Raw genomic sequence first — 15,654 nt, forward strand, 5'->3', positions numbered from 1 at the left:
TTCCCAGAGGGCCGGGACGCCCGCGACCGGTGCAGGTTCCTCGAAACGCCATTACCACTTGGGCGTGCTCGCGCTCGTCTCGGTCACGGCCATCTGGGGATCCACGTTCCCGCTGACCAAAGACCTCGTCGCGCGGCTGCCCATCGCCGATCTCTACGCGGCCAGGTTCCTGATCGCGGTGCTCGTTCTCATCGCGATCCGGCCCCGGGCTCTCGCCAACCTCACGCCGCGCCTCTGGGGCACCGGCGCCCTCCTCGGGGTCGTCTACGGCATCGCGCTCACCCTGCAGACCATCGGCCTGGCCGAGTTGCCGTCGTCGGTGTCGGGGTTCGTCACCGGGTCGTACCTGGTCATGACGCCGCTCATCGCGCTCGTCTGGCTGAAGACGCGGGTCTCACGTTCCACCTGGGCGGCGGTCGGGCTCGCCACCGTCGGTACCGCCTCGTTCAGTCTGCTCAGCGGGCCCGCCAGTGCTCCCGTTCAGGCGGTCGCGCTGACGGCCGTGTCGGCCGCGCTCTATGCCGTGCATCTGGTCGCGCTCGGGAAGTGGTCGCGGCCGGAGGATGCGTACGGGCTCTCGGTCGTGCAGATTCTCACGCTGGCCGTCGTGATGACCGTGGCCGCCGCGCCCGACGGGATCACTCTGCCGCAGAGCGCCGGTGACTGGACCGGGGTGGTCTACCTCGCCACCATCGCCGGCGCCGGGACCTTCCTCGCCCAGACGTGGGCGCAGGCGCACGTGCCGCCGACCGCCGCCGCCGTCGTCATCGCGGTCGAGCCCGTGTGGGCGACCGCGTTCGCCGCCGTCCTGTACGGCGAGCCGCTGACCTGGACCGTCCTCGTCGGGGGCGGCTGCATGCTGGCCGCCATGGGGATCGTGGCCCGGCCCGTACCCGAGGAGACGAAATGCGCAGAGTCCCCCGTCTCGGCCGTGAGCTGAGCCCGGAGCAGGCCGACGCCGTCGCGCTGGCGCGGGAGTTCGCCGCCGCCGAGATCCGGCCGCGCGCCCGGGAGGTCGACGAGGCCGACCACGTGTTCCCGGGTGACCTGTGGAAGAAGGCGGCCGAGGCGGGGCTGACCTCGTTCATGATCCCCGAGGAATATGGCGGGGGTGGGGTCACCGACCTGGTCACCCAATGTCTCGTCCAGGAGGAGTTGTGCCACGGCGACATCTCCCTCGGCAACCTCATCACCTCCGGGGGGTTCTTCGCGTCCCCCGTACTGGAACTCGGCACCGACGAACAGAAGCGGCGCCTGCTCGCGCCGCTGACCGGCGACGATCCGCCCCTGACCGCGCTGGCGACGACCGAACCGGGCGTTGGATCCGACGCGGCGGCGATCACCACCCGGGCCGAGCGCGACGGTGACCACTATGTGCTGACCGGCCAGAAGACCTGGATCTCCAACGCGCCCTTCGCCGAGTGGTTCGTCGTGTTCGCCACGGTCGCGCCCGGCACCCGCTCCAAAGGGGTGACCGCCTTCGTCGTCCACCGGGACACTCCGGGTCTTTCGGTCGGGTCGCCGATGCCGAAGATGGGGCAGCGCGGCATCGCGTGCGCGGAACTGTTCCTCGATCGTGTACGCATCCCGCTCACCGACCGCCTCGGAGCCGAGGGCCAGGGGTTCTACGGGCTCATGCGCACGTTCGACGCCTCCCGCGTGTTGATCGCCGCCGCCTGCACGGGGCTGTCGCGGGCGGCCACGGACGCCGCGGTGACGTACGCGAAGGAAAGAGAGCAGTTCGGCACCCCCATCATCGGCCACCAGGCGGTGGCGTTCCGGCTGGCCGACATGGCCGCGAAGACCGACGTGTCGGCGCTGCTGACCCGCCGCGCCGCCGACCTGTACGACAACGGCGAGCCGATCACCGAAGAGGCCGCGATCGCCAAGCTGACGGCGTCGGAGAACGCGGTGTGGTGCGCGTGGGCGGCGATGCAGACGTTCGGCGGGTGGGGGTACTCGCGGGAGTTCCTCGTGGAGAAGTGGCTGCGCGATGCGAAACTGGAGGAGCTCGAAGAGGGCACTTCGGACATCCAGCGGTTGATCATCTCCCGCTCGCTGGCCCGGTCATGACGGGGGCCGAAGCGGTGGCGGCCACTCTGGCCTCTTACGGTGTCGACACGGTGTTCGGCATTCCGGGGACCCACAACCTTCCTCTGTACGACGCTCTTTTCGCCCGCGGGATGCGGTTGGTCACCCCTCGGCATGAACAGGGCGCCGGGTATGCGGCCGATGGGTATGCGCGGATCTCCGGGCGTCCGGGGGTGGTTCTGACCACTACCGGACCGGGGATTCTCAACGCTGCCGCCGCTGCCGGGCAGGCCTATTCCGACTCGGTTCCGATGTTGCTGCTGTCGCCTGGCGTTCCGACGACGCATCCGCGCCGGAGCACCGGCTACCTGCACGAGACGAAGAACCAGACGGCGGCCATGGACGCGATCTGCGCCTGGAGCCACCGTGTTACGACGGTCGCGGAGATCCCGTCGGCGCTGGCTGCGGCCTTCACCTTCTTCGCTGGAGGGCGTCCCCGGCCCGTCCACATCGAGATCCCCGCCGACCTTCTCGACGCTCCGGGTTCCTTCACCGTTCCTGTACGAGGGAGCCTTACCGACGCGGCGGCGGTGCTGGCCGGGGCGCGGCGCGTGGGGATCGTCCTGGGCGGGGGAGCCAGGAACGCGGGCGGCTCGGGCCTCCGACTGGCCGAGACCCTGAACGCCCTGGTCGTCACCACCATCAATGGGACCGGGATCCTCCCACCCACCCACCACCGCAACCTCGGCCCTGTCCTCTATCTGCAGGCCACCCAGACATGGCTGAAGTCCTGCGACGTGCTGCTTGCGGTGGGAACCGAGCTGGCCCCCTCAGACCTGTGGACCGACTTCGTTTACGAGGGCACCCTCATCCGCATCGACCTCGACCCGTCCCAGGCAATGGAATCGACGCTCCCGATCGTGGCCCGCGCGGAGGACGCCCTCCCGACACTGGCAGACCTGGTCGAGTCCACACGAAACCCCGCCAGGCTGCAGGGAATGCTGCCACCCGACGGGCCACAGCAAGAAACCGGCGCTGCTAGTACCCCCGGGGACCCGGCGGCCGGTGAGCGGATGCACGGGGAGCCAATCAACGAGAGGTCCGTGCCTGGTGAGTCGGTCAACGGGGAGCCCGTGCCCGGAGAGCTGACGCCCGGGAAACCGGCGCGCGAGGAGCTTCCAGACTTCTCCGGAAATACCGCAAGCCATCCCCGCTCGACCGCGATGACCTCACCGACCAGCGGATTGCCAGATCCCCTCAGCGCCATCTCGAACGACCCAGACCTGGCGACACTCGTCCACCAGATCGCCGACGAACGCGCCGCCCTCTCCGCCCGCTGGCGCACCGACCTCGACTCCATCGCCCAAGCCCTCCCCACCCGCACCGTCATCGCCGCCGACAACTCGATGTTCTGCTACTACGGCGCCCTCCCCACCCTCAGAAACCGCTTCCTCTTCCCCACCGGTTTCGGCACCCTCGGCTACGCCCTCCCCGCCGCCATCGGCGCCAAGGTCGCCGCCCCGGACCTCCCCGTCCTGGTCCTGGCGGGCGACGGCGCCCTCCAGTTCACCGTCCAAGAACTGGCCACCGCCGTCGAACTGGGCCTCAACCTCCCCATCGTCGTCTCCGTCAACGGCGGTTACGGCGAGATCAGAGCCGAGATGAAGGCCCGCCCGATGCCCCCGGTAGCCGTCGACCTCCACCAACCTGACTTCGTAAAGCTGGCAGAAGCGTTCGGCGCCCAAGCGGTCGACCAGCCGACAGACCTGGGCGCCGAGATCGGCAAGGCGTTCGCCGCCGACGTCCCCACGGTGATCGTCATCCAGGAGCAGTCATGACCCCGTTCCTCCAGGTCGTCTGGACCGACGACGTCACCGGACGCCCCGGCTACCTGGTCATCGACCGCCTCGGCCGGGGTGTCAGCAGCGGCGGACTCAGGATGCGCGCCGGAGTGACCCTGGAGGAGGTCGCCGACCTGGCCAGGGGCATGTCCCGCAAAGAGGCCATCGCCTACGAACCCGGCCTGGCCTACCAACCTCTGGGCGGCGCCAAGGGCGGCATCGACTGCGACCCCCTCGACCCGGACGCGACCGGCATGCTCCACCGCTACATCGCCGCCATGAAACCCCTGCTCACCACCTACTGGGCCACCGGCGAAGACCTCGGGCTACGCCAGGAGTCGATCGAGGAGGCCTGCCACGCTGCCGGTCTGCGCACCTCGATCGACGCCGTCCTCCCGCTCCTCGGCGACCCCGACACCGCCCTGAAACGCCTCGACGCCGCGTTCGCCGTCACGGTCGACGGCATCGGCCTGGGCGACCTCGCGGGCGGCTGCGGTGTGGCCGAATCGGCGCTGACCGCCCTCGACCGCCTGGGCCTGCGGAATCCGACCGCCGTCATCCAGGGCTTCGGTTCCATGGGCGGCGCCACCGCCCGGTTCCTGGCCAGGGCCGGGGTGCGCGTCGTCGGCGTCGCCGACGCCGACGGTCTCCTGACCGACCCAAATGGCCTGGACGTCGAGGGCCTCCTCCGCACCCGTGATGTCTTCGGCCGGGTGGCGGGCGACAAACGTCCACGAGAAGAGTGGCTCGACGTCGACTGTGACCTGCTGATCCCCGCCGCCGTCTCCTACGCGATCGGCGCAGCCGAGGCCGGGCGGGTGCGGGCGAAACTGGTGGTGGAAGCGGCGAACGTGCCGGTCACCCCGGAGGCCGAACGCGTATTGACCGAGCGGGGGATCGTCGTCATCCCCGACGTGGTGGCCAACTCGGCGACCAACTCGTGGTGGTGGTGGACGCTCTTCGGCGACATCCCCGCCGACGCCGACGCGTCGTTCGCCAAGATCCGCTCGTGGATGCGCCGGGTGACCACCGACGTCATGTCCGACCCGTCCCGCACCCCGCGCGAAGTCGCCCACGCCCTCAGCGCCCGCAACATGGCGGCTCAGAGGTGAGCGACGCCCTGTTCGACCCCCGCACCGTCGCCGTGGTCGGCGCCTCCGACGACCCCGCCAAATGGGGTTACTGGCTGGCGAAAGGCGCGTTGAGCGGTGCGTCGCGACGCCCCGTCCACCTGGTCAACGCCCGCGGCGCCGACGTGCTCGGCCACCCGACCCACCGCACCCTCACCGACCTCCCGGACGTTCCCGACCTGGTCGCGATAGCCACCCCGCCGCACACCTACGAGCAGGTCATCACCGACGCCCTCGACGCCGGCGCCCGCCACATCGTCGCGATCACCGCCGGCGTCGTCTACCCGGGCGGCCTGCCCGCGCTGGCCGAGCGGGTGCGCTCAGCGGGCGCCCGTCTCGTGGGCCCGACCAGCATGGGTGTGTACGACTCCGCCTCCTCCCTCGCCCTCACCTGGGGCACCCTGACCCCCGGCCCGATCGGCGTCGTCTCCCAGAGCGGCTCGGTCGGCCTGGAGATCGGCTACCTGGCCGCGCGGGAAGGCCTGGGCCTGTCCCGTTTCGTCTCCGTCGGCGCCGCCGCAGACCTGGACGTGAGAGAACTGGCCGAAGCGGTCATGGCGGCCCCGCACACCCGTGCTGTCATCCTCTACCTGGAAGACCTGTCGATCGGCCGCGACCTGATCGCCCTGGCCGGGGACAAACCCGTCATCCTCCTGACCGTAGGCGGCTCGGCCGCGGGCCGCCGCGCCGTCACCTCCCACACCGGCGCCCTGGCCACCCCCGACGCGATCGTCGACGCCCTGTGCCGGGCGGCGGGCGTCCTCCGCGCGCGGACTCCACAGGAGGCCGTCCACATGGCCCAGGCCTGCCTGGCCGTCACGAGGCCGGTTCGCCGGGTGGCGGTCGTCGCCGACAGTGGGGGCCAGGGCGCCATCGCCGCCGAACTGGCCGAACGGCTCGGCCTGGAGGTCCCGGCGTTCACCCCGTCCACGATCGAGGCCCTGGCCGCCTTCCTCCCACCGGAGGCGGGCCTGTCGAACCCGGTGGACCTGGCGGGCGCGGGGGAGTCCGACCTGGCGACCTACCCGAAAGTCGTGCAAACCGTCGCCCACGAGGTCGACGCCGTCGTCCTGACCGGCTACTTCGCCAGCTACGCCGCCGACAGCCCCTCCCTGGAAGCGCCGGAACTCACCGCCGCCGCCCACCTGACCGAAACGACCACCGCCACGCCGTGCCTCATCCACACGATGCGCCCCGAGGGCCCGACCGTGGACTTCCTGAGAGCGGCCGGCATCCCCATCCACGGCACCATCGACGCTTTGCTGACCGGCCTGAGCGCCCTGACACCACGGCAGCCGCAGGCCATGGGCGAAATTTCGCGATATTCGATGGAGGTGTCGCGGATCAAGGGCGAACCTCTGTCGCCGGACCTGGCATCGGCATCGGTTGATATTTCTGGATTTATCGCTCTACGCGAGACCCTCATGGCTCAGGGCGTCGCCTTCCCCGGTGGTCACCTCTACGAAGGAACTGACCCCGCCCTGACCTACCCCGTGGTCCTCAAGGCCCTGGGTCCGGCGCACAAGACCGAGATAGGCGGTGTCGTTCTCGACCTCGCCACCCCGGAGGAGCTCCACCGCGCCGCGGAGCGGATGCGCGCCCGGCTCGGTCTCCCCCTCTGGGTCGAGGAACAGGTCGCGACCCAGGGAGTGGAACTGATCGTCGGGGCGCATCGGGATCCGCACGTCGGGGTCGTGGTCACGTTCGGTGCCGGGGGAGTGCTGGCCGAGCTTATCGGCGACACTGTTACCGCCCTCGCGCCGCTGAACCACGGCCAGGCCATGGAGCTGATCGCCGCGACGAGAGTTTCGCGTTTGCTCGACGGCTGGCGGGGCTCACCACCCGCCGATATTGGCGCCATCGCCCACGTCATCGTCGTCCTGGGAAACATTCTCGGCGCCCATCCCGAGCTCGCCGAAATCGAAATCAATCCGCTGAAAGGCGGTGTCGCGCTCGACGCCTATGCCAGCTGATCGGGCTTCAGGCCGAGTTCGTGTGCCGCCGCCGTGCGGACCAATTCGAACAGCCGGGCGCGGGTCAACATCCGTTTGTGGACGGTCACCTGAACCGTCAGCCCGTCGATCAGCGACATCAACCGCCATGCCGCCCCTTCGGGGTCGGGGCACTGGAATACCCCGTCGGCCGCCCCGGCGGTGAGAATGCCGCGAAGGGCATCCTTCCACCGCAGGTCAAGCGCCCGGGACACATCCTCCAGGGCCGGGTTGCGCATCGATTCGGACCACGCGTCGATCCACAGGGCCCACGATTTCGATTTGCCGCTCGGCGAATAGAGTTTCAGCATCGCCCGCAGTTTCTCCAGCGGTCCCCCGGCCGATTCGAGAAGCGCCTCAAGGTTGTCAAGGTCGCGTTCGGCCGCGTATCCGAATGCCGAGGCGAAAAGCTTCTCCTTCGTTTCGAAATGGTAGAAGAGCAGCGCCTGGCTCACCCCGGCCGCCTGGGCGATGTCGACCGTTCGAGTATGCCCGAATCCCTGGGCCGCGATGACCTCGCAGGCGACCTTGAGCAGATCCTCCCGGCGCATTCGGCTGATTCCCCGTGCCACATCGGAACCCTAGCGCGAGACGGGGATTCGCAGTACGAATCGGGCGCCTTTGGGGCTGTCCTCGATCTCCAGGGTGCCGCCGTGGCCTTCGGAGATCTGGCGGGCGATGGCCAGGCCGAGGCCGGTGCCGCCGGCGTCGCGGGAGCGGGCGGCGTCGAGGCGGGTGAAGCGCTGGAAGACCATCTCGCGCTTGTCGGGCGGGACGCCGGCGCCGTCGTCCAGGACCTCCATGACGGCCTCGTCGCCCTCCCAGTAGACCTTGACGGTGACGATCGAGTTGGCGTGCCGTTCGGCGTTGTCGACCAGGTTGGTGAGGACCCGCCCGAGGCGCAGCCGGTCGCCGGGGATGACCACGCCCGACTGGAGGACGCGGACGATCCTCATCCGGCGGCGGCGCCGGTCGAGCTCCATCGCGGCCAGCTGCCCCAGGTCGACGGGGTCGCTCCGGCCCTGGGCGCCGGAATCGAGGCGGGCGATCTGGAGGAGGTCGTCCACCAGCGCCTGAAGGCGGTCGATGCTGGCCAGGATGGCCTCGCCGGTCTCGGCCCAGTCGGTGGCCTCGATGTCGAGCAGGGCGCTCTCGACCTCGGCGCGCATGGCGGTCAGGGGGCTGCGCAGGTCGTGGGAGGCGTCGGAGGCGAAACGCCGCTGCTGCTCGACGGCCTCCTCCAGGCGGTCGAGGGTGGCGTTCGCGGTCTCGGCCAGGCGGTGGATCTCGTCGCGGTAGCGCGGCACCGGCACCCGGTGGCCCAGGTCGCTGACGGTGATCGCGGTGAGTTCGCGGCTGATCGCGTCCACCGGGCCGAGGGCGCGGCCGAGCAGCCAGTACGTCCCCGCCGCCGTGAACCCGACGAGCGCCGCCCCGCCGAGCACCAGCAGCATGTCGATCCGGGGATCGACCCACCAGGGGACCGACGGGTCGGTGCCGTACACCATCCATTCGCCGTCGGGCTCGTAGACGCGGATGGCGACGACGGTCATGCACGTGTTGGGGAAGTCCGGCAGGTCACAGATGATCCGGTCCTGGCGGACGGACGTCTGCGGCGGTTCGAACGTCGCGATCGGCGGGCGGCCCTCCAGGCCGGGGCTGGCCGCCTTGACCTGCCCGTCGGGCTGGAGCACCTGGACGCCGGCGATGCCCTGGGCGGGCAGGTTCGGCGGAATCTGGTCGAGCTTCACCAGGCGGACGGTCTTCAGCGCGGCGCTGACGATCCGGTCGACGTTGTACTGCCCGGCCAGGCCGCGGATCCCGACGAGGACGGTGGCCGCCACGGCAAGGCACAGGAGCGTCATGACCAGACCGGCGACCAACGTCAACCGGCCCCGCAGCGACCATCGGTGCCATCCGAACAACCTGTTCCCCCTGATGTCCCACATGATCACAGAAAGTCGGACGACGGCTACTCGTAGTGGTCAAGGCTGGGCAAACAGGTCGTCTGGCGCAATGCTCGATATATGGACCCGAGCTTCTACCTGATCGCCCGGAAAGATCCCGACCGCCTAGCGGTGATCGACGTCGACGGTACGAAGGTCCGCGCGGGCGACCTGCTCGCCCTCGCCAACCAGGTCTCCCACGGCCTGCGCGACCAGGGCCTCAAAGCGGGCGACGTCGTCGCCGGCACCCTGCGCAACGGCCTGGACGCCCTGGTCATGCTGCTGGCCATCGGCCAGACGGGCCTGCTGTACGTACCGGTCAACTGGCACCTGACCGAGGCCGAGATCGGCTACATCGTCACCGACAGCGACGCCAAACTCGTGATCAGGGGCCCCGAGGACGTCGCTGCCCTGGCCCTCGGGCACCCGATCACCGACCCGCCGGACCGGACCTACGGCCAGATCATGTGGTACACCAGCGGCACGACCGGCTTCCCGAAGGGCGTGCAGCGCCCGACGACGTCCAAGACCCCGGAAGAGGCCCTGCCGGTGGGCATCTGGTTCGTCGGCGAGGTCCTGGACCTGCGGCCGGGCAACGACGTGCACCTGGTGACCTCACCGATGTACCACTCGGCGCCCTGCGCCCACGCCTGGTTCGCCCTCCACCTGGGCCACACGGTGGTGATCGCGCCCCGCTTCGACCCCGAGCCGGTGCTGGAGCTGATCGAGAAGTACCGGGTCACCAACGCGATGATGGTCCCGACGATGTTCCACCGCATGCTGCGGCTGCCGGAGAAGGTCCGTTCGGCGTACGACGTCTCGTCGCTGCGCCAGGTGATCCACACGGGCGCGACCTGTCCGGTGCACGTGAAGCAGGCCATGATCGACTGGCTGGGCCCGGTCCTGTACGAGTACTACGGCTCGACCGAGTCGGCCATCGCCTTCGCGGTGAAACCGCAGGAGTGGCTCGCCCACGTGGGCACGGTCGGCAGGGTCGCTCCCGGATTCGAGGCCAAGATCCTCGACGACGAGGGCGGCGTGGTCCCGGCGGGGGTGCCGGGCATGGTGTACGTGAAGTCGGTCAACACCTTCGAATACCGGAAGGACCCGGAGAAGACCAAAGCCTCCAAACGAGGCGAGTGGTACGCGCCGGGGGACATCGGCTACCTCGACGCCGAGGGGTACCTGTTCCTGCTCGACCGGCGGACGGACCTGATCGTGAGCGGCGGGGTGAACATCTACCCGGCCGAGATCGAGGCGGCGCTGCTGACCCATCCCGCCGTGGTCGACGCGGCGGTGATCGGGGTGCCCGACGAGGAGTGGGGCCACTCGGTGGTGGCCCTGGTCGAGGTCTCGGACGAGGTGCAGGAGGAGGAACTCAGGGAGCACCTCGGGCCCAGGCTGGCGAAGTTCAAGCATCCCCGCGTGATCGAGTTCCGGACCGACCTACCCCGCACCCCCACGGGAAAGCTGTCGCGGACGAAGGTCCGGGAGCGCTATCTGGGGGAAGCCTCCACCCCGTAGTCACAGTCGCGGATCGGAGGGCGGGCTGCTAGCCGGTCGGCCGCTCCACCACGTAACCGCCGTCGCGGAACCCGATCACCCGCCAGCCCTGCCGGAGCCGTCCGCCCAGTTCCTCCCGGATGGTCACCCGCCACCGCTTGGCCGTGATCGGGTCTTCCCGCCGCAGCCGCTCGATGTCCTCCGGCAACTCGATGTGCACCACGGGCGCGTCGACTTCACGTACAGAAGGACCGTCGGTGTCGGCCGCCACGGCGACCACGGCTTGCTTCATGACCTCCGGTGAAGGACCGGAGGCGATCCGCCACACCGCCAGCGCCCGATCCGACTCGTCCCCGGCGTTCACCGCGTCGGCCATCGCCCCGTAGAAGTTCTCGTAGTACCTCTCCGGCCGCGCCCCCAGCTTCACCAGGTTGAAGTAGGCGTTCCGCCGCACCAGCGGGTCGAACGTCCACGTGATGGTGGAGATCCCCCGCGCCAGCGCCCACGACCGCTGATGCCGCTTCAAAGCCAGCCCGGCCCCAGGCGTCACCACCCCGGTCACATGCGAGTGAAGCGAAGCCTCCCGAGGCGGCGAGCAGAACCCGACCGAGCCCCCCGCGAGACGCCCGTCGACGAAGGCCCCCGCCACGTAGTTCCCGACGTGCGAGAAGGCCCGCATCAGCTCCACCGTCACCGGCGGATTGGCCGGGTCGGGCCGCCAGATCTCGTCGAACACCGCGTAGAGCGCCTCGAACTCCGCGAGGGTCGTCAGTTCCCGCACGTTCACGCCAGCACCGATCGCACCAGTTCCGTCAGCAGCCGGGCCCGTACGGGCATGTGCTCCACGAAGACGTGTTCCTCGGGCGCGTGCGCCCCACCACCGAGGGCGCCCAGCCCGTCGAGCGTGGGGGTCCCCACCCCGGCGGTGAAGTTCCCGTCGGAGGCCCCGCCCACCGACACCCCGGTCAGCGGCGGCATCCCGAGCGAGGCGGCGATCTCCACGGCTCGCTCGAACAGTTCGGCGGACGCGGCCCCGTCGAAGGGCGGCCGGTTGGGCCCGCCGAGGAGCTCCAGCCGGGTTCCCTCAAGGACGGGCGTCAGGGCCCGCATCAGCTCGTCGACCCGCTGCTGTGAGGCCACATCGGGCACCCGCACGTCGATCGCCACCCGCCCCAGCGCGGGAATCGTGTTGGTCGAGGTCCCGGCCGACATGAGGGAGGGCGTCACCGACAGCGACCCGGGCCGCGACGAGGAGGACACCTGACCGGCCATCTGCGTGATGGCGATGATCTGGTGCGCCAGCTCGATCCCGGCGTTGGCCCCCTTCTCGGGCTCCAGGCCGGCGTGTGCGGCCCGGCCGTGCACGACCAGTTCGTACCGCGAAATGCCCTTCCTGGCCAGTTTCAACGCCCCGCCATCGGCGCTGGCCTCCAGGACGAAAGCGGCAGAAAGCCCCCGCGCCGCCTCCTCGATCAGCGGCCGTGAGGTCGGGGAGCCGAGCTCCTCGTCGCCGACGACCATCACCGACACCCCGTCGAGGGAGGGCAGCGCGGACAGGGCGTGGAAGAGCTGGACCAGCCCCGCCTTCATGTCGAACACGCCGGGCCCGCGCGCGATCCCGTCGCGGTAGCTCCACGGCATGTCGCGCAGGGTCCCGACCGGCCACACCGTGTCGTGGTGGCCCAGCAGCAGGACGCGCGGGGTGCCGAAGGTCCACAGCAGGTGGGAGACCCCGCCGACGGTCACCCGCTCGGGCAGGGCACCCAGCCGCCGGTCGCCGACTTCGGCGACCACGTCGGCGCTCTTGGCCACCGCCGCGTGGTCGGAGGAGAAGGACTCGCAGCTGACCAGTTCCTCCAGGTCGGCCACCATCTCGACCAGATTCACCGGCGAACCCCCAGCTCGGCGCGGAACAGGCGCAGCACGTTGTCGCCCAGGATCAGGCGGATCTCCTCGGGGGAGAAGCCGTGCTTCTCCAGCGCCTCGGTCACCAGCGGGAGGCCGCGCGGGCCGTCGAGGTCGGGGATGACGGCGTCGACGTCGAGGCCGCTCGTGCCGTTGGTCTCGCAGCAGGGCGGGGTGACGTCTGCGAGGACCTCGCGGATGAAGTCGGGGCCCAGGCCCACGTGGTCGATGCCGGCCACAGAGGCGATGTGGGCGATGTGGTCGACCAGGTTGTCGACGCTGACGCTGCGGGGGTGTTCGGTGAGGAAGGCCGGGAGGAAGTTCACGCAGATCACGCCGCCGGTGGCGGCGACGCCGCGCAGCTGGTCGTCGGTCAGGTTGCGGTGGTGGTCGAGGAGGGCGCGGGCCGAGGAGTGGGTGGCCATCACCGGGCGTCTCGCGCGTTCCAGCACGTGGGCGACGCCGGAGGCGCTGAGGTGGGAGACGTCGAAGACGATGCCGAGGTCTTCCATGATCTCCAGGGCCTCGACGCCCGCCGCGGTCAGGCGGGAGCCGGTGGCGTCCTCGCCGCTGCCGTCGGCCAGCGGGGTGCGGCCCCAGTGGGCGATCGAGGCGACCCGCACGCCGAGCCGGTGGAGGGTCGGGATCAGCTCGACGCTCGCGTCGAGGCCGGGCATGCTCTCCAGGGCCAGCACGAGCGCGATCTTCCCGTCGGCCAGCGCGGCGTCGATGTCGGCGCCGTCGAGGCAGAGACGGACCTCGTCGACCTCGGCGGCGATCACATGGGCCGATTCGATCATGCGGAGGGTGTGCCGCAGGGCGCCCTCGGGACGGTACCACTCGTCGATGAACACCGGCAGGACCTGCAGGTTCACCCCGCCCTCGGTGAGCTGGGGGAGCCAGTTGTCGCGGAAGTACCGGGCCCAGAGCTTCGGCGGGCGGGCGGCCACGGCCATCAGGAGATCGTTGTGGGTGTCGGCCACCACCGCGTCGAAGTGCAGCATGCCACCGGACGTTACCCTCCCGCCCCGAACTTGTATGCCCCTGGCCTGGGGTTCCGGGTGACGCGCCGGTAGTCGCGGGCGTTCCTCGGCCAGTTGTTGGTGATCCTTCCGGTCTCCGTCTTGTACCAGCTCCGGCAGCCGCCGTTCCAGACCGTGGCGGCCAGTGCCCTGTTCAAAGCGGTTGTGTACGTGTTGAGCGCCCCCTCCGTCACCTCCATCTGACCCCTCGCGGCGATCAGGTCGAGGCAGCCCATCACGTAGCCGACCTGGGCCTCCAGCATGTGGACGATGGAGTTGTGCCCCAGGTTGGTGTTGGGGCCGTACAGGAAGAAGAGATTGGGGAAACCGGGCGCGGCCAGGCCCAGATACGCCTCGGCGCCCGCGCGCCACTGGTCGTGCAGGTCGCGACCGCCGGTTCCGGTGACGGTCATCGGGAGGAGGAATTCGGTGGAGTGGAAGCCGGTGGCGTACACGATCGCGTCGGCCCTTCTGACCCCCGACGGCGTCTCCACCCCCTCGGGGACGATCCGGGTGATCGGGTCGGTGATCAGCTCGACGTCGGGCCGGTTCAGGGCCGGATAGAAGAGGCTGTCGAGGACGATCCGGCGGCAGCCGGGCGCGTAGCCGGGGGTCAGCTTCCGGCGCAGCCCGGGATCCCGGATCACGCGGTGGAGGTGGGCCAGCGCCATCCTCCTGATCAGCCCGGCGCTCCACCCGCCGACGAAGGCCGGGAACACCGTGGCCTCGAGATAGGCGAACAGCCATTCCCGATATGCCCGGTGCACCCCCGGCACCCGGCGGAAGACCGCCCTGGCCAGCGGGGAGAACTCGCCGTCGGCCTTGGGCAGCACCCAGTTGGGGGTGCGCTGGTAGACGTCCACCTGAAGGGCGGTCTCGGCCACCGGCGGCACGAGCTGGGCGGCGGACGAACCGGTGCCGATGACGGCGACCCGCTTCCCGGACAGGTCGCGGGTCCCCCAGCGGGCAGAGTGGAAGGCGTCCCCCGCGAAGGTCTCGGCGCCCGGGAGGTCGGGGATCGACGGCCGGTCGAGCTGCCCCACCGCCGTCACGACCACGTCGAACCGCTCGACGCCCTGCGAGGTCACCACCAGCCAGCCGGTGCTGTCGTGGGCGAGCTCGGTCACCTCGGTGCCGAACCGGGGCCTGATGTCGTGCTTGGCGGCGATCATCTCAAGGTAGGCGAGGATCTCCGGCTGCTCCGGATAACGCCGTGACCAGTCGCAATAGGGCTCGAACGAATACGAGTAGAGGTGCGAGGGGATGTCGCAGCCCGCCCCGGGATAGGTGTTGACGCGCCAGGTCCCGCCGACCCCGCCGCCCTTCTCGAACACGACGAAGGGGATGCCCTTGGCGGCCAGCTTCACGGCCATGCAGAGACCGCCGAATCCGGCTCCGATGATGGCCACTCGCATGGAATCACGCTAACCCGGAGGGCCGGTAACCTCCCAGAGTGACTGAGACGATCCTGCACACGGTGATCCGCTCCCTGGAGTCCTTTTATGATCCGGCCACCGCAGAATCGTGGGACGCCGTCGGCCTCGTCTGCGGCGACCCGGGCCAGACCGTGGGCAAGGTGCTGTTCGCCGTCGACCCGGTGACGGCCGTCGCCGAGGAGGCCCTCGACTGGGGCGCCGACCTGATCGTCACGCACCACCCCCTCTATCTGAAGGGCGTCACCTCGGTCGCCGCGACCACCCCCAAGGGCCGCATCGTCCACCGACTGATCAAGGCGGGCGTCGCCCTCTACACCGCCCACACCAACGCCGACGTCGCCGACCCCGGCGTCTCCGACGCCCTCGCCCGCGCGGTCGGCCTGAGCGGTCCGCTCCGCCCGCTGGCCCCGCTGCCCGACCGGCCCCACCTGGGTCTCGGCCGGGTGGGGGAGCTGCCGGTGTCGATGAGCCTGGCCAAGTTCGCCGCCCTGGCCGCCCACGGCCTGCCCCGCACGTCCGGCGGCCTGCGCGTCTCCGGCGACCCCGACCGCGTGGTGAAGACCGTCGCCGTCTCGGGCGGTTCGGGAGACTCCCTGCTCAGGGCCGCCAGGCGGGCCAACGTCGACGTGTTCCTCACCGCCGACCTGCGCCACCACCCCGCCAGCGAATACGCGGAAGACGACGGTCCCGCCCTCATCGACGCCGCCCACTGGGCGACCGAGTGGCCCTGGCTGGCCGAGGCGGCCGAACGACTGACCCAGGCTCTCGCGGCGACGGGCAATAATGTGGAGGCGCGCGTCTCCGAGAGGGTCACCGACGCCTGGACCACAACAGCACAGCGAGGATAGG

The 15,654-nt window shown here is 70.2% G+C and carries 13 protein-coding genes; 7 read left to right on the top strand and 6 right to left on the bottom strand.

Annotation, left to right across the window (positions count from 1 at the left end; all coding sequences use genetic code 11):
* Positions 1-64 precede the first annotated feature (64 nt).
* Genes ACYQ78_RS24830 through ACYQ78_RS24850 form a run of 5 tightly spaced genes read left to right on the top strand, consistent with a single transcriptional unit; the run spans position 65 to position 6,975 of the window.
* Positions 65-940, top strand: coding sequence for a DMT family transporter (locus ACYQ78_RS24830; RefSeq protein ID WP_459803300.1), 876 nt, complete (start codon positions 65-67; stop codon positions 938-940).
* The gene (locus tag ACYQ78_RS24835; RefSeq protein ID WP_459803301.1) at positions 907-2,073 is read left to right on the top strand and encodes an acyl-CoA dehydrogenase family protein; all 1,167 of its coding nucleotides are present in this window, start codon (positions 907-909) and stop codon (positions 2,071-2,073) included. The genes ACYQ78_RS24830 and ACYQ78_RS24835 overlap by 34 nt, the downstream gene beginning before the upstream one ends.
* On the top strand, positions 2,070-3,869 hold the full coding sequence (locus tag ACYQ78_RS24840; protein WP_459803302.1) for a thiamine pyrophosphate-binding protein: 1,800 nt from the start codon (positions 2,070-2,072) through the stop codon (positions 3,867-3,869). The genes ACYQ78_RS24835 and ACYQ78_RS24840 overlap by 4 nt, the downstream gene beginning before the upstream one ends.
* On the top strand, positions 3,866-4,984 hold the full coding sequence (locus tag ACYQ78_RS24845) for a Glu/Leu/Phe/Val dehydrogenase dimerization domain-containing protein (RefSeq protein ID WP_459803303.1): 1,119 nt from the start codon (positions 3,866-3,868) through the stop codon (positions 4,982-4,984). Before ACYQ78_RS24840 ends, ACYQ78_RS24845 begins: the two co-directional genes overlap by 4 nt.
* A complete protein-coding gene (locus ACYQ78_RS24850) occupies positions 4,981-6,975 on the top strand; it encodes an acetate--CoA ligase family protein (RefSeq protein WP_459803304.1) in 1,995 nt (664 codons plus the stop codon). Before ACYQ78_RS24845 ends, ACYQ78_RS24850 begins: the two co-directional genes overlap by 4 nt.
* On the opposite strand, the gene ACYQ78_RS24855 is transcribed toward ACYQ78_RS24850, so the two are convergent.
* Both ACYQ78_RS24855 and ACYQ78_RS24860 read right to left on the bottom strand, forming a co-directional pair.
* Entirely contained in the window at positions 6,963-7,565 is a 603-nt protein-coding gene (locus ACYQ78_RS24855; RefSeq protein ID WP_459803305.1) for a TetR/AcrR family transcriptional regulator, read from the bottom strand. The two genes, ACYQ78_RS24850 and ACYQ78_RS24855, sit on opposite strands and share 13 nt — an antisense overlap.
* Positions 7,566-7,574: 9 nt before the next feature.
* A complete protein-coding gene (locus tag ACYQ78_RS24860) occupies positions 7,575-8,918 on the bottom strand; it encodes a sensor histidine kinase (RefSeq protein WP_459803306.1) in 1,344 nt (447 codons plus the stop codon).
* 102 nt (positions 8,919-9,020) lie between these two features.
* Between ACYQ78_RS24860 and ACYQ78_RS24865 the strand changes: the two genes are divergently transcribed.
* Positions 9,021-10,463, top strand: coding sequence for an AMP-binding protein (locus tag ACYQ78_RS24865; protein WP_459803307.1), 1,443 nt, complete (start codon positions 9,021-9,023; stop codon positions 10,461-10,463).
* Positions 10,464-10,491: 28 nt separating this feature from the next.
* Here ACYQ78_RS24865 and ACYQ78_RS24870 read toward each other — a convergent pair whose 3' ends face one another.
* Genes ACYQ78_RS24870 through ACYQ78_RS24885 form a run of 4 tightly spaced genes read right to left on the bottom strand, consistent with a single transcriptional unit; the run spans position 10,492 to position 14,784 of the window.
* Positions 10,492-11,229, bottom strand: coding sequence for a GNAT family N-acetyltransferase (locus tag ACYQ78_RS24870; protein ID WP_459803308.1), 738 nt, complete (start codon positions 11,227-11,229; stop codon positions 10,492-10,494).
* Entirely contained in the window at positions 11,226-12,329 is a 1,104-nt protein-coding gene (locus ACYQ78_RS24875; protein ID WP_459803309.1) for a M20 family metallopeptidase, read from the bottom strand. Before ACYQ78_RS24875 ends, ACYQ78_RS24870 begins: the two co-directional genes overlap by 4 nt.
* Complete coding sequence (locus ACYQ78_RS24880) at positions 12,326-13,351, bottom strand: dipeptidase (protein WP_459803310.1); 1,026 nt, start codon at positions 13,349-13,351, stop codon at positions 12,326-12,328. The genes ACYQ78_RS24875 and ACYQ78_RS24880 overlap by 4 nt, the downstream gene beginning before the upstream one ends.
* An 11-nt stretch (positions 13,352-13,362) precedes the next feature.
* Positions 13,363-14,784 (bottom strand): flavin-containing monooxygenase, encoded by a 1,422-nt coding sequence (locus ACYQ78_RS24885; RefSeq protein WP_459803311.1) that lies wholly within the window; start codon positions 14,782-14,784, stop codon positions 13,363-13,365.
* Between the two features lie 38 nt (positions 14,785-14,822).
* Between ACYQ78_RS24885 and ACYQ78_RS24890 the strand changes: the two genes are divergently transcribed.
* Entirely contained in the window at positions 14,823-15,653 is an 831-nt protein-coding gene (locus tag ACYQ78_RS24890) for a Nif3-like dinuclear metal center hexameric protein (RefSeq protein WP_459803312.1), read from the top strand.
* Position 15,654: the final 1 nt, after the last annotated feature.

Source organism: Herbidospora sp. RD11066, assembly GCF_054661255.1.